At 37.7% G+C, this 14097-nt stretch carries 20 protein-coding genes and 1 pseudogene; 18 read left to right on the top strand and 3 right to left on the bottom strand.

Going from position 1 to position 14097, the window contains the following annotated elements; genetic code table 11:
* From ACQKIM_RS15200 to ACQKIM_RS15225, 6 genes and pseudogenes are all read left to right on the top strand, one after another.
* Positions 1 to 242 (top strand): annotated as a pseudogene (locus ACQKIM_RS15200) (single-stranded DNA-binding protein); the annotation flags it as partial.
* Positions 243 to 262: 20 nt separating this feature from the next.
* Positions 263 to 1249 (top strand): AAA family ATPase, encoded by a 987-nt coding sequence (locus ACQKIM_RS15205; RefSeq protein WP_427545324.1) that lies wholly within the window; start codon positions 263 to 265, stop codon positions 1247 to 1249.
* Positions 1246 to 1434, top strand: a complete 189-nt coding sequence (locus tag ACQKIM_RS15210; protein WP_427545326.1) for a DUF6011 domain-containing protein — start codon at positions 1246 to 1248, stop codon at positions 1432 to 1434. Before ACQKIM_RS15205 ends, ACQKIM_RS15210 begins: the two co-directional genes overlap by 4 nt.
* Positions 1424 to 1969 (top strand): Holliday junction resolvase RecU, encoded by a 546-nt coding sequence (locus ACQKIM_RS15215; protein WP_427545328.1) that lies wholly within the window; start codon positions 1424 to 1426, stop codon positions 1967 to 1969. Before ACQKIM_RS15210 ends, ACQKIM_RS15215 begins: the two co-directional genes overlap by 11 nt.
* A 2-nt stretch (positions 1970 to 1971) precedes the next feature.
* Positions 1972 to 2685: a hypothetical protein gene (locus ACQKIM_RS15220; RefSeq protein ID WP_427545330.1), complete on the top strand. Its 714-nt coding sequence runs from the start codon at positions 1972 to 1974 to the stop codon at positions 2683 to 2685.
* A gap of 18 nt (positions 2686 to 2703) precedes the next feature.
* Positions 2704 to 3129 (top strand): ASCH domain-containing protein, encoded by a 426-nt coding sequence (locus tag ACQKIM_RS15225; protein WP_427545332.1) that lies wholly within the window; start codon positions 2704 to 2706, stop codon positions 3127 to 3129.
* Positions 3130 to 3205: 76 nt separating this feature from the next.
* On the opposite strand, the gene ACQKIM_RS15230 is transcribed toward ACQKIM_RS15225, so the two are convergent.
* The 3 genes from ACQKIM_RS15230 to ACQKIM_RS15240 all read right to left on the bottom strand — a co-directional run bounded on the left by ACQKIM_RS15230 (position 3206) and on the right by ACQKIM_RS15240 (position 4629).
* Positions 3206 to 3670 (bottom strand): aminoacyl-tRNA deacylase, encoded by a 465-nt coding sequence (locus ACQKIM_RS15230; protein ID WP_427545334.1) that lies wholly within the window; start codon positions 3668 to 3670, stop codon positions 3206 to 3208.
* A 189-nt stretch (positions 3671 to 3859) separates the two neighbouring features.
* A complete protein-coding gene (locus tag ACQKIM_RS15235; protein ID WP_427545336.1) occupies positions 3860 to 4180 on the bottom strand; it encodes a DUF4183 domain-containing protein in 321 nt (106 codons plus the stop codon).
* 38 nt (positions 4181 to 4218) lie between these two features.
* Complete coding sequence (locus tag ACQKIM_RS15240) at positions 4219 to 4629, bottom strand: DUF4183 domain-containing protein (protein ID WP_427545338.1); 411 nt, start codon at positions 4627 to 4629, stop codon at positions 4219 to 4221.
* Positions 4630 to 5054: 425 nt separating this feature from the next.
* Here ACQKIM_RS15240 and ACQKIM_RS15245 point away from each other — a divergent pair, with 425 nt between their 5' ends.
* The 12 genes from ACQKIM_RS15245 (at position 5055) to ACQKIM_RS15300 (ending at position 14086) form a co-directional block, all read left to right on the top strand.
* Positions 5055 to 5264 carry a hypothetical protein gene (locus ACQKIM_RS15245; RefSeq protein WP_427545340.1) on the top strand — a complete coding sequence of 70 codons (210 nt, stop codon included), beginning with the start codon at positions 5055 to 5057 and terminating at the stop codon, positions 5262 to 5264.
* A 42-nt stretch (positions 5265 to 5306) separates the two neighbouring features.
* On the top strand, positions 5307 to 5516 hold the full coding sequence (locus tag ACQKIM_RS15250; protein ID WP_427545341.1) for a hypothetical protein: 210 nt from the start codon (positions 5307 to 5309) through the stop codon (positions 5514 to 5516).
* A 105-nt stretch (positions 5517 to 5621) separates the two neighbouring features.
* Positions 5622 to 6188, top strand: coding sequence for a hypothetical protein (locus tag ACQKIM_RS15255; RefSeq protein WP_427545343.1), 567 nt, complete (start codon positions 5622 to 5624; stop codon positions 6186 to 6188).
* Positions 6189 to 6606: 418 nt separating this feature from the next.
* Positions 6607 to 7137, top strand: a complete 531-nt coding sequence (locus ACQKIM_RS15260) for a ParB N-terminal domain-containing protein (protein WP_427545345.1) — start codon at positions 6607 to 6609, stop codon at positions 7135 to 7137.
* Positions 7134 to 8159: a DNA cytosine methyltransferase gene (locus ACQKIM_RS15265; protein ID WP_427545347.1), complete on the top strand. Its 1026-nt coding sequence runs from the start codon at positions 7134 to 7136 to the stop codon at positions 8157 to 8159. Before ACQKIM_RS15260 ends, ACQKIM_RS15265 begins: the two co-directional genes overlap by 4 nt.
* Positions 8160 to 8289: 130 nt before the next feature.
* On the top strand, positions 8290 to 8532 hold the full coding sequence (locus ACQKIM_RS15270; protein WP_427545349.1) for a hypothetical protein: 243 nt from the start codon (positions 8290 to 8292) through the stop codon (positions 8530 to 8532).
* A gap of 47 nt (positions 8533 to 8579) precedes the next feature.
* Complete coding sequence (gene terS, locus ACQKIM_RS15275) at positions 8580 to 9488, top strand: phage terminase small subunit (protein WP_427545350.1); 909 nt, start codon at positions 8580 to 8582, stop codon at positions 9486 to 9488.
* A complete protein-coding gene (terL, locus tag ACQKIM_RS15280) occupies positions 9469 to 10935 on the top strand; it encodes a phage terminase large subunit (RefSeq protein WP_427545352.1) in 1467 nt (488 codons plus the stop codon). The genes terS and terL overlap by 20 nt, the downstream gene beginning before the upstream one ends.
* Positions 10936 to 10941: 6 nt before the next feature.
* Positions 10942 to 12282 (top strand): anti-CBASS protein Acb1 family protein, encoded by a 1341-nt coding sequence (locus tag ACQKIM_RS15285; RefSeq protein WP_427545354.1) that lies wholly within the window; start codon positions 10942 to 10944, stop codon positions 12280 to 12282.
* Entirely contained in the window at positions 12275 to 13552 is a 1278-nt protein-coding gene (locus tag ACQKIM_RS15290) for a phage minor head protein (protein ID WP_427545356.1), read from the top strand. The genes ACQKIM_RS15285 and ACQKIM_RS15290 overlap by 8 nt, the downstream gene beginning before the upstream one ends.
* Positions 13545 to 13700 carry a hypothetical protein gene (locus ACQKIM_RS15295; RefSeq protein ID WP_427545358.1) on the top strand — a complete coding sequence of 52 codons (156 nt, stop codon included), beginning with the start codon at positions 13545 to 13547 and terminating at the stop codon, positions 13698 to 13700. Before ACQKIM_RS15290 ends, ACQKIM_RS15295 begins: the two co-directional genes overlap by 8 nt.
* A gap of 155 nt (positions 13701 to 13855) precedes the next feature.
* Positions 13856 to 14086 (top strand): DUF7681 family protein, encoded by a 231-nt coding sequence (locus tag ACQKIM_RS15300; RefSeq protein WP_427545360.1) that lies wholly within the window; start codon positions 13856 to 13858, stop codon positions 14084 to 14086.
* Positions 14087 to 14097 lie beyond the last annotated feature (11 nt).

Raw genomic sequence — 14097 nt, forward strand, 5'->3', positions numbered from 1 at the left:
AACCGAATGCACATCAGCCACAGCAACCACAGCCTCAATATGGCGGACAAGCATACGGAAATAATCAACCAAATCAATCATTTGGTGGCTCTATGCCTGGACAGGGTTCATTTGGCAGCAATCCAGCTTATCAGCAAAATCAGCCTCCTATGAATCAGCCGAATTATACGCGGGTGGATGAAGACCCATTCGCGAATAATAGGGGCCCAATTGAAGTATCTGAGGATGATTTACCATTTTGAGATGATAAGGGGGAAGGACCATGGCATCACAAGTAGCAGAGCCAAAGTTCTTTTATGAACTACTTAGAATTTTAAAAAATGCTTACACAGGTGATCGAATTAATATAGCTCATGATGCTGAAAAAATTGCTGAAAAATATGAGAAAAGAGGCTTGCAGGAAAAAGCAGATAAGCTTCGAGTACAAGTTCAGCGATTAGGAAACCAAAGAGGCAACAGTAACCTAGACGAAATGGCAAAAAAATTAGGTTATGAATTATTTTACCCGAATGAAGCGGCTATTCGAGCAAGAGATTTTGTGCCAACACAAAAGAATAAAGAAAAAATTGCAGAGTTAATTGCTGTGGTAAGAAAAAAAGAAGTTTTTTGGGAAGCTGAAATACCGATACCTAACAAAACACTCCTGTTTGGTCCACCAGGTACAGGAAAGACGATTAGTGCTCACTACATTGCCAGTTTATTGAATTTACCGCTCATCCTTGTTCGATTGGACACGTTGATTGACAGTCATTTAGGAGGCACAGCCAATAACCTGCGAAAACTTTTTGATGTAGCTAATAAACAATCATGTGTCCTGTTCTTGGATGAATTCGATGCGATTGCTAATAATCGTAATGCGCTAAAAGGAGATGGACCAGAGAGTGAAATGAAACGAGTAGTCAACTCATTACTTCAAAATTTAGATGCTTTGAATGACGAGGTAATATTATTAGCTGCTACAAACCTTGATAGTGATATAGATCCCGCTGTATGGCGCCGCTTTCATAATCGTATGGATTATGAGTTGCCAAATGAAGATGAGTTGCTTTTCTATTTGAGTAAGAACTTAACAGATAATTTCCTAATACATGAGATATTAACGTATCTAATTGGCAGAAGCTTTTCAGACATTGAAATAATTTTAAACAAGGCTAAAACTAAAAGTATTTTAAGGTCTGTTGAATTGTCTGCAGCACTCATTCAAGAATCTTTAGACGAGCTAATACTTCAAGATAGGAGTACATCATGAGTCGTTGTAAAAGATGTAACAGACCTTTAAAAAGTGGTGAATCCATAGTACGACAATATGGGTTCACATGCTGGCAACGGCATTTGGATGACCTCGAGGAGGAGTTTTTGAAAAATCAGCTCACCATATATGACCTGTTAGAAGCGGAAAATCAAGAAGAAATGGGGACACAGGATGTTTCATAATCAATCAACTAAACAGCGTGCGAAATCAGTAACACATGCTAACCGTGGCAAATTTTTAGAGCATGTCATTGATATGGCTAATGAAAAATACCGCAATGCAGGGTTAGCCGATATTCGCAAAATACCCACACCTATACAGGTGACAAAGGATAAAGGCCAAACAGTTGAGGGACGAAAGGAAAAGCCGGAATGGGTGGACTATGCAGGTGTATGTAATGGGCGAGCTGTAGTATTTGACGCAAAGGAAACGAAAGGCAAAAGTTTTCCGCTTCAAAATTTACATGAGCATCAATATGAACTGCTCCGCTCCTGGTACGAGAAGGGGGCTATATCCTTCTTACTCGTTTATTTCAAAGATCTGGACAAATACTACCGCTTGCCATTTCCACCGCTTCAAGCAGCTTGGTTAGGAGCAAAAAGAGGGGAACGAAAATCAATTCCACTTGTTACGTTTGAAGAAAGCGCAAGTGAAGTCAAATCCATGGATGGGTATACATTGCATTATTTATTGCCATTTATCGAAAGTAGGTGGTAAGGATGCTGCAAGGAAAATGCATTGATGCAGGTGCTTGTACCAATTTAAAAGTGGGAGAGGAATATTACCTTTTCCCACACGGGGGATTGGCTTATAACGTAAGCAGATTTCCACATACTGGTGCTCATTTCGGCACCTACCAAAAGAGCCGTTTTGAATTAGTAGATGCTGCTATGAAAGTGTCAACACAAATTAAAAGCAAATACCTAGCTCGTGTAGTGAAGCCTCCATCGCATTTTTATAGGGTTGGCGAGGAATATGTCATCACGGAACCGAAAGCAAACGGCTACTACGATGTGTTTTTGAAATCCCGCCCTGATGTTGCTCCTGTTGGTTCTTACAAGAATACTAGTTGCTTTGAACGTATAGAGCACTTAGGCGATTCAGAAGCGTCTGTGGTCGGTGACATCGTAGAAATTATGGATGAATCGCTCATAAGACGTAAACATTATGAAAATGGTAAACAGGCAACAGTGATAGAAAACTTTTATGGCTGTATATCAATTCAACTAAACAAGCAGCCAGTAGATAAAAAGGTCATAGGTAGCGTGCTCTTAGTAGGCTCAGAACTACAGGCGATTAAAAAAGTTGTATCAGATCCTGTACTAAAAGAAGCGGACATGGCGAACGATATGCCAAAAAAGGTCCGAAAAAAGACGGAAACTGTGAACGAACCTGGCAAAAAACAAAAATATGAACAATTGAGCTTATTTTGAGATAAAGGTGATGAATATATGAAAGCTATCACAATAAAGCAACCTTGGGCGACATTGATCGCATTGAGGGAAAAACAGTTTGAAACACGTAGTTGGCAAACGAAGTATAGAGGAACTTTAGCTATTCACGCTGGTAAAACAATTGATAAAGAATATTGCGAATATCCACCGATTAAGAAAACACTGCAAAAGCATGGAATTGAAATTGCAGATTTACCATTGGGTGCTGTCATTGCTACCACTGAATTAGTTGAATGTCATTTGATACCGAATGAGTTAAGTGTTGCTGGCATTGAATTCGGAAAAAAATTAGAGGGTGATGAACTGTACTTTGGTGATTTTATGAATGGTCGATATGCTTGGGAGCTGAATACAGTGAAAGTGTTACCTGAGCCAGTGCCAGCAAAAGGCAAATTAAGCCTATGGGAATGGGATGGTGTCTGATATTCAATTGAACAATTTTGTGCAGCAAAAAAGGCAAAAACAACCGTCATTTTAAACGGTTGTAAAGAGTTACTATTTACTTGCTTACTTTAATAATAGTACCTTGATTGATTTTTAATAAGTCTTGAACATTTATTTTAACTAAAGAGTTTTCTGAACCACCACCAGTATATACGTAATCCATATTTGTCACTTTTGGATCAACTAAAAAATTTGCTTGAAAACCAAAAGAAGGAACTCCACCTGGTGGGAAACCTGTACGTTCAATAATTTCAATTCCATTAGCAAGTCTAGGCTTTTCTATATTTAATGATTTTGCAACACGAGTTGTACTAGCTCTATTGTTTCCTTTAACAATAGCCACTATTAATTCATTATTTGAGTCAATCATGCAAATATTTTTTACAAAATCGTCTTCCGAGCCATTAACTGCTTCAGCGGCTTCTTTTACGGAGTGACAAGATTGATTAAATACGAAGTGTTCAGCTTTTACATTATTAGAACTTAAAAATTCCTTTACTTTAGTTTCATGAGAATTCATAAAGGTAGCCTCCTAATATTTTTATTTATGTAAATATTAGCACAATAATGTAAATCTTAAAATCACTACTGAACAATATGAGAGGCTAATAAAGGAAGGGTCACTTGTCCGGAAGTGACCCTAAGCACCAAAATAGAAGAAAGACTAGAAAGCTTCATACTATTAAAACGTATGATTGATAATTAAAAATTAAGTTTGTGTAACTAATTCTACGGCTTCCACTACTAATGGAGTTCCTGCTGTGATTGTACCAGTAACACCGTTAAATGTTAATTCTGTTGCAGAAATTGTATATGAATCACCTTCTTGTAATACGCCATTAATATAGAAATTATAGTAGCCATTAGCTACTACAGGGAAAGCAGTAGCGGCAGTTCCACTATCGTCTAGAAAGGCAGTTGCAGCAACAGTAGTACCGTCTGTGACAGTTAAATTTGCTGCTAAAACATTAAAGAATCTTGTCGAAGTGCCTGTAACATTTACATGAATATTGATAATTGAAAGTGCCATTTTTTTCACCCCCTTTCAAGGGATAAAGGAATTTTAGATTACATTTGTTGGAAACCTAATGATTCGATAATTATTGGAGTTCCAGCATATATAGTTGCATTAAATGGGTTAAGAGTTAATGAATATGGGGTTACTTTATATGCACCGCCCTCTTGCATTACAGCATTGATGTAAAGATTAACATATCCATTAGGATAAAAAAGTTTGAATTCTGTTACTGGATCGCTATTATCATCTGTAAATAAACTAGCCGGAATGATTGTTCCGTTTGTTAAATCAATATCTTCTGTAACAATATAGAAATATCTATTTATCGTTGGAATAATTGTTCCGCCAGGAATTACGACTGAAGGAGGTTGCATAGAACAAATGTCAACAGCTTTTATACGGGGCCAAAGAACTCGGTTTTTTTCACAACAACTATCACAAATTAATTTTTGTGGGTCCATTTTTTGTCACCTCCATTCCGTAATATGTTAGTAACCCCGCAAGTTATAGGCGTTTGTTACTTATTAATTGTGAAAACTGTTCATTCACTAATATTCTATGAATTAATGTTGGAAGGTGATTGGTAATATGTCTATTAAAGAGAAATAAATAATATTTTTAAGGAAAGCTGTGAAAATAGAGTCTTGAAGAAGTATAGCGGAGATAGTACTGAACAATATGAAAGAAACTATAAAAGGGTCACTGTGGCATCATCAGCGACCCTTAAAAATGGAGGTATAAAGTAAATGGGTTAGCTTTATACACTACTTTTTTATGATGTGATATGTATTTTTGTATGGATGTTTGTCTGTGAAGAAGAAAGAACTTGTTAAACAATCTGATACTGCACAATATGAGTAAAATGAGAAGGATGGTGAGCAGAATCATGAGCAGAATCATGAGTAAAGTGTCTGTAAAAATCGGTAAAGAAATAGTTGAAGGTGAATTAATAGGTGTTTTTCAGTATTCACAGCCTATTGGAGAATCTCCAATGATTGGTGGTCATACAGGCGGCGTTGTTGCTTATCCAGTAGCTGTTGTAAAAATTGAGAACGAATTAAAAGAGGTTCCAATAAATAGAGTGAGCTGTTTATAAGTTGGCATTCTGAGGATTTTGCATAGGAGGGGGGAATATTTATTGTTTATTATCAGTCGTAAAGATGAAGCGAATTTCCCGAAATTTAAAAACCATATTGAAGCTAGAGAATATTTTCAAAAGCGCTATGGTGACAAATACAATTTAGGTTACTGGGAATATATCGAAGGTTGGGGAAAAGTTTATTTCGATGATTTAGATGGACAACCAGTACAAATTCGAGAAGATGGATTTGTGCATGTAGTTTATTAATAAAAATAAAAAGCTGTAGTGTGTGACGACACTACAGCTCTAAATTGATTCCTGCCCTTTTTTAAGTTCAGTCAGATAATTGATTATATCATAGGGGGCAAAACTATGACAGAAACAACAACTCTAACAACAGAACAAATTGAATTGATTACAAAAATAGCTTCTCAAACCGCTTCACAAACAGCTTCTATTGTTGCTATTGAGCAGTACAAACAGGAGCAAATTCAAAAAGAGAAACTAAAACATGATCGCAGGCTTCGAAATGTAAAAGTTCTATTGCGTAATTATCGTTCTTTCGTAAAGCATGCTGCTGATATTAGAAACGACATTGTTAAAATTGATCGCAAATTAGCTCTGGATGAATTAGACACTGATGAATTTGCAGTTGAGGCAATCAAACGATCTAAAAAAAGAACATTGGCTTTAATTAAATTTATTGACCGTATGCTCAATGTATATAAAGAGATGTGTGAGGAAGCTTCCTCAGAAGAAGAAGTAAGACGGTACAATACAATCTATCATTTATATATATCACCTGAGAAAAAAACGCATGCGGAGGTTAGTGAATTTCAGTTTTTAACCGAAAGAACTGTTTACAATGATGCAAAGAAAGCCTATGAGGACTTGACAGTACTGATTTTCGGGGTAGATGGTCTACGCTTTCAACAATGATATGCCATTTCAAAAACACTTCATTTTATTTTCATTACTAACAAAGTATGATGATATTGTAAGACTAATGTGTATAACTGGAAGCGGAGGAAATTAGTCTTTTCTTAACTGAAAGGAGTGGTTTTTATGTGAATGTCACACCTTCTTTTTAATTCAGTCAAACTTACTACAAGCAAGTGCACGGAAATGCACTAAAAAATTAAAACACAATTCTGCCTTACAATAATAAATACTTACAGCTCTTTAATGTGAGAAAATGAGCTGTCTCGACAATTAAATATTTTTATCATGTAGAGCCTTACACCTAGCACGGTAAGGCTTTTTCTTTTGCTTTGAAAAGCAAGTATTGATTAGAATAGCTTCCTCCCTATTCAATTTCGGTGCTTGCTTTTGAGAGTTTATGAAAGGGAGTTACTGTATGAAGATAAAAAATATACCTGTAGAAAAAATCAATCCAGCACCATATAACCCAAGGGAAGAACTTAAACCTGGTGATTCGGAATATGAAAAGTTAGTAAGATCAATTAAAGAATATGGTTATATTGATCCTCTCATTTGGAATGAACGAACTGGCAACCTTGTTGGTGGTCATCAAAGATTTAATGTACTTTTGGCAGAGGGATATACTGAGTTGGAAGTATCAGTTGTAGATTTTTCTGAGGAAAAAGAAAAGTTTGCTAACCTAGCCCTTAATAAAGTAAGTGGTAAATGGGATGAGGAAAAACTTGCTGATCTTTTGGCGGAACTTGAAGGAAGTGAATTAAATCTCGGGAGCGGTTTTGACCAAAAAGAGATTGAATCACTAATTAAGCAATTTACTGAACAGGATGACGAAATGACGGAATTTTTCAATCAAGAACTGGCTTTAGAAACATTTGAAGAGGATAATTTTGAATGTAAATGTCCTAAGTGTGGTTTTGTATTTGATCCTAAGGAGAATAATCAATGAATGAGTGGAATTGGTCATTATGTGAGTTGAAAAATGTTGAGAAAAACAATCTCAAAGTGTTTAGTTGTTTTTCATGTGGTGGCGGTTCAACTATGGGATATAAACTAGCTGGGTATGATGTCATTGGTAATGTGGAAATCGATTCAGAAATGATGGAGATATACAAAAATAATCACAATCCTAAATACTCGTTTTTGATGGGCGTACAGCAATTTAAACATATACCTAATAAAGAATTGCCCGAAGAATTATTTAATATCGACATTCTAGACGGCTCACCACCTTGTAGTGTTTTTTCTACAGCTGGAAAAAGAGAATCGAAATGGGGCGCAGCACATCATTTTCGAGAAGGGCAAGCTAAACAACATCTTGATGATTTATTCTTTGACTTTCTTGATGTAGCAGCGAAGTTACAACCGAAAGTTATAATTGCCGAAAATGTAAAAGGGATGATTATAGGGCAAGCAAAAGGTTTTGTAACTCTTATAATGAAAGCCTTTGAGGATATTGGTTACACGCTACAAATTTTCTTATTGAACAGTGCAACTATGTGCGTTCCTCAACGCCGTGAGCGAGTTTTTTTTATCGCGCATCGAAAAGACTTAAACCTACCAAAACTTGAAATGTCGTTCAATGAAAGACCTATCTTATATAAGGAGATTCGTTCAGGTAGAGGAAAGCCACTTAATCAAACGACTACGACCTATAAGCGGTGGTTAAAAAGACGTCCTATCGATAACAACATAGGTGACATTACTAAACGGACTGAGGGAAAAGATAGTTCATTTAATACAATCCTTGTCAAAGACAACAAAGTTCCATATACATTAGCTAGTAATTCGCAGTTCATCAGATATGATGAGCCTTTTTTTATTAGCGAGACAGATGTTATTCGAATTCAAAGTTTTCCTTATGACTATGATTTCGGAAATACTGATACACAATATGTATGCGGTATGAGCGTTCCGCCAGTAATGATGAAAAAAATAGCAGAACAAGTCTTTCTTCAGTGGTTGAAATAAAAAAGAGAGGTGCGCTAACACCTCCCTGAAGTATGTGCCGAATATCGGCAGAGATAGCGTTACACCGTGCACGGTTTTTTCTCAATGCGCTATCTCACTTTCATTATAGATGAGAGGTCGGTATGAGGCAATGAAAAATAGAACAAACGTTCCTTTGGAAAGTGAAGAGAATTCACTTTTATTACTACAGCATGAAATAGAAGTAGTGGAGAATATAAACGAGTCTAAGGAGAAGTACCGAAAAATTGTTCAAGCTGGCATTGCTCAGTGGATTAAGGATTTCAGAAGCGGTCACATAAAAATAAATACAGTGGATGATCTAAAAAAGCTAATCGAGCTTGACATCAACTTGTTAAAAGATGAGGAATTGTGAAAACAAACACAACTTAATGGAAGTGCTGGAGGTGGTGTTTATGACAGATGACTAACTGGGACGACATAAAGAAAGAGTGGGAAACCACAAGCATAACTTTAGCCAATTTAGCTAAGAAATATGATATTAAATTAGGAACATTAAAAAGCCGAAAAAGCAGAGATGCGGAAAAAGGCGAAGAGTGGATAAGGGTTGCAACCAATAACAAAAAGGTTGCAACCCTTTCTGATTCGGTTGCAACCAAAAAAGGAGCTCCCAAAGGCAATAAAAACGCTGTAGGTAATAGCGGTGGCGCTCCGAAAGGTAATAAGAATGCTGTAGGTAATAAAGGCGGTGCCGCTCCATACAGAAACAAGAACGCTGTTACAACTGGCGAATATGAAACGATTATGTGGGATTACCTAGACGATGAAGAAAAAGCAATCTTTGAATCAATTGAAACAGACCCGCTTTTTCAAATTGATTCAACCATACGTGTGTTGACAATAAGACAGCGCAGGATGATGAAGCGGATTAAAAATGTCGAAGATGGTCTTTCAGAAAAGCAAAGGCGTGTACTGAAGCAATTGCGCAAAGTGAAAGAAGCCGCTTCTACTTTTGATGAAGAAACAGGCGAAACTAAAATGGTGCCAATTGTTAAAGAACGATTGGTGACTGTTGAAGTTGAGGAAACCGACTTCAGAGCTATTGACGATATTTTAAGTATTGAAGATGCTCTAACTAGAATTACAAAACAGCTTGTTCAGGCATTAAAGCAAAAGCATGATATTGAAAAATCATATAGTGAACAGCAATCGAGACTCGAACATTTGCAGCTTAGATCAGAAAAGATTAAAGCTGATATTGCTAAAGTTCGTTCCGAAACAAAAGGTGCTGGTGGTAGCAACACCGCAGGCGTTGATTTAAGTAATTTAACACTGGAGGAGTTGAGAGCTATTGCAAACTCTAAGCGATGAGGAAATGAATGCACTAGCATATGAAGCGGAAAAAGAACTGGCAACCCGCTTCTATCGTGATTATGTTGAATACGTACATCATGGGAATTATACACATTTTGCACACACAGAACTTGTATGCAGCGTGTTACAACGCATAGCAGATGGAGAGCATTTATCTGTATTAATTGAAATGCCACCGCGTCACGGGAAATCAATGACCGTTACAGAATCGTTTCCTAGCTATTTTCTAGGAAGGAATCCGAGTAAGCGTGTCATTACTGCTGCCTATAGTGATGGGCTAGCAAAAAAATTCGGACGGCTAAACCGTAATAAATTTAATGAGTTTGCTTATGAGTTATTTGGTGAACAACTGTCTGAATCCAATTCTGCCGTTAAAGATTGGGGCATTGAGGATAAACCAGGAGGCATGATTTCTACTGGGATAGGGGGCAGTATTACAGGTCAAGGTGCTGACCTAATGATTATTGATGACCCCATAAAAAACGCAAAAGAAGCCATGTCACAAACTATCAGGGATAGTATTTGGGACGAATGGGAGGCTACACTAGCTACACGTTTGCATGATGGAGCTTCACTTATTGTCATTATGACGCGTTGGCACGAAGATGATTTAATAGGACGCCTAATAGCTCGCAGTCCTCGTAAATGGATACGCCTACGTCTACCTGCCATTGCAGAAGATGAAAATGACTTGCTCAACCGAGTACCAGGAGAGCCATTGTGTCGTGAGCTTGGATATGACGAGGAATGGGCAACTAACAAAAAGGTAGAAGTCGGCTCACGTACATGGGCTTCATTGTACCAGCAAAGACCCGCTCCTGCAGGCGGTAATATCTTTAAACGGGAATGGATTAAATTCTATGTACGTGATGAGCAAATGAAGCGGGATTGGGGCTTGAGTGATGATGTCATTGTATTACCGCTTCACTTTGATAAAATGGCTCAATCATGGGATTGTACGTTTAAGAAAACAGAAAGTAGCGACTTTGTTGCTGGACAAGTATGGTCACGTAAAAAAGCGCAGTATTTCTTATTAGATCAGGACCACAAACGAATGAACTTCCCAGATACAGTTAAAGCAATTCGATCTATGACTGACAAATGGCCGAAAGCTACAAGTAAATACATTGAGGATAAAGCCAATGGTTCTGCTGTCATAGATACATTAAAAGATGAAATCAGCGGTATTATTCCAGTTGATCCGGATGGTGGTAAGGAGGCACGTGCAAATGCGGTGTCTCCTTTATTTGAAGCGGGGAACGTTTACTTCCCACATCCGAATATGTGTCCTTGGGTGAATGATGTCATTGAGGAAATGGTGAGCTTCCCTAACGGGGCTCATGATGACATGGTGGATGCCTTGACACAAGCGTTGAATCAGTTGTATACGAATAATTCTAGCTTGTTAGACAGAACGAAAAAAATGTTAGGTATTGGTAGGTGATGAAGTTTGAGTGCTCTTGAAGTGGCTCGGCAGTACAAAGAGGATTTTATGCAAGGACATGGGAAAGCAGGTACTAAGGATAAGCTTACTCGGCAAGTACCTGGTATTCGCAGAAAGTTAACACATGCTGAAATATCCGCTTTATATGCTGATAATCCGATTGTACAAAACATTGTTGATATTCCAGCAGAGGACATGACAAGACATTGGTTCACACTTCGGATGCAGGATGAACAACTTGCACGAGATATTATGGGGCGATTGGCAGACCTTAAAGCAAAAGATGCTTTTAAGAAAATGAGGATGTACGAACGTATGCGTGGTGATGGCTTCATATCATTAGGTATTACACAAAAAAATAAGTTCAAGTTAGAAGATCCTTTGAAACTAGATAGTCTACTTACTATAGATTATCTACATCCATTCTCATCGATGAAAGTAAGCGAGTTGTTAATTAATGATGATGTATTTGATAAGAACTATGGAAAGTTGGAAAACTTACGAATTAGCCGAGCATCTAGAAGCGGAATACAAGCCGTAGAGACAGAATCACTTGTTCATTATTCTCGCGTATTGCATGACCAAACGAGACGATTAGAGGATGAAGAACAGGGTATGTCGCTTTTAGAGTCGTTATATGATGCTATTACAGTACTTGATACATCCCTATGGTCTGTTGGCCAGATATTGCATGATTTCACATTCAAGGTGTATGAATCTGCTGACATTGAGAATTTGTCGAAAGAGGATAAGAAAGAGCTCTCAATGATACTGGACTTTATGTTTAGAACAGAGGCGCTTGCTCTTATTGCTAAGGGAGAGACGCTCACAAAGCAAACAACGCCCGTATCTGGCATGAAAGACTTGCTCGACTTTGTATGGGATTATATATCCGCTTCTGCTCGAATGCCTAAGAGCGTCATTAAGGGTCAAGAGGCTGGTACACTTACTGGCGCACAGTACGATGTTATGAATTACTATGCTCGCATTACTTCTGCACAGGAAAATGAAATGAAGCCGCTTCTTGAACAACTTATCCGCATGTTGTTGTGGGCTGAAAATGAACCAGGTGGTCGCATCGATCCAGATAAAGTTGAATGGGAAATTAAGTTCAACCCGCTTTGGTCTGTCGATTCCAAAACCGATGCAGAGATTCGAAAGATTGTCGCTGAAACTGACCAAATTTACGTGTCTAACGGTGTTATCGGAGCTGATGAAGTTAGAGAGACACGCTTTGGTCAGTTTGGTGTGTCTGATGACTTCAAATTTAGTGGTGATGATGCACATTGGCGAAGGGTAGCAGATGAGGTATACAGTGCATGGAAGGAAAACGGCACACATGGCTAAACGTGTACCACCTACTCGTTTCCCTGATGTAGTCACAGCATCCTATTACCGCTCCATCGATAAACTTGTTCAAGAAGCGGGCAAGAAAACTTTAGCCATCTATGATACACAATTAAAAGAATACATCGACAACAACCGCGCAGATAGTAGCGGTTTTTTTATTGAGGATGGACCACTAGATTTCATCAAAAAAGTGTTAAATAGCATGAAAAATGCGATAACCCATACCTACTCACAACGTAAAGTAAATACAACTGCTAATTCATTCATGAAAAATTTAAACCAAGTGAATAAAACCAACATGGAACAACAGGCCAAGGTAAAAGGGATTAATCCAGCAGACTCAGAACCTTGGCTAACGCCATTTATGAAAGAGAATGTTGAAAAAAATGTTGGCTATATCACAAATATTCGTGATGATTACACCAAAAAAATTGAAAAAATCGCGCTGGATGGTGTGAATAATGGCAGCAGTCATAAGCAGATACGCCAGCAACTTGAGGACCAAATTGACATGTCTAGGCGAAGGGCTGAATTTGTGGCTGTAGATCAAACTGGTAGCCTTTTTGGACAGATGACTGCTCAACGTCATCAAAATATGGGGGTTAATCGTTTTAGATGGCGAACATCGAAGGATGAACGTGTAAGAAAATCACATAAAGAGCTTGAGGATAAGATATTTTCTTATGATGATCCACCGGCTGTCGGTTTACCTGGTGAGGATTTCCGGTGTCGTTGTATTGCACTGCCTATTTTCGATGATGATGAGGAGGAGATTGAATCAACAGCAGAACAACCTGTAAATGAGGAATTGACAGAGGAAGAAACGAGGGCTGTGAATCAATATATTAGCTCGGATTCCTATAAATTGAATGATAAGTTGAGAAGAGAATTGCCTCTTGATAAACAGGATGAGATTCTAATAAAAAATTTAGATGCAGCCTTAAAGAAAGTACCAAAATATGAAGGTGATTTAAGTCGTTCGTTGTATTTTTATAACGAAGAAGAATTAAATAATTTTATGAGTAGTCATATGCTAGGTTCTGTAGTGGTGTATAATGAATTTATTTCCACTACCAAAGGTTATGTTTATAATTTTGATGGTCAAGTTCAGTTGTATATTTTGGATGCTGAAAATGGCAGAAATATTAGTCATTTCAATGAAGGTGAACAAGAAATATTATATGAGCGAGAATCGAAATTCAAAGTGAAAAACATCGAAGAAATAAATGGCACTTATCACATTCAATTGGAGGAATACGATGAGTAATAAAAAACCTTTCAGCGATCCAAGATGGACACAGCCGTTAGGGGGAAAAGTTATTGGGAAAGTTGAGTTTACGGAAGAGGAAAAGCAAGAAAACAAAAAGAAGTTTCGAGAGCATTTAAAGAAAATCGGTGTTATAAAAGAAGAGTGAAAACACGTAACGGCAAAAGGTTAGGTGTTTTTATTTTGGTCAAAATCCCAAACGTTTGTGAATTTAGAATGAGGGAATGATTTTATTTGTATGTGGATAAACCTAGTTTCACAATTAAACCCGATAAACCTGTTACTTTGAAAGGGGGTGAAACCATGCCAATGACACCAAAAGGTTATGTTAGCGCAGAATTAGAGAATCGCTATTCTTATCATTCGCCCAAAGAGGACCAACCAAAGCGATATGAGGCTTTGCGAACAAAAGCTAAGGAGTTGGCTCATATGATTGATGAGTTATGCCCTAACAGCCGCGAAAAATCGTCTGCACAGACGAATTTACAACAGGCAATTATGTGGGCAAATGCTGCTATAGCTATCAATGAATAGGAGGAAATAGC

Origin of the sequence: Lysinibacillus sp. NPDC047702, from assembly GCF_050272555.1 — a bacterium.
Classification (GTDB): Bacteria; Bacillota; Bacilli; order Bacillales_A; family Planococcaceae; genus Lysinibacillus.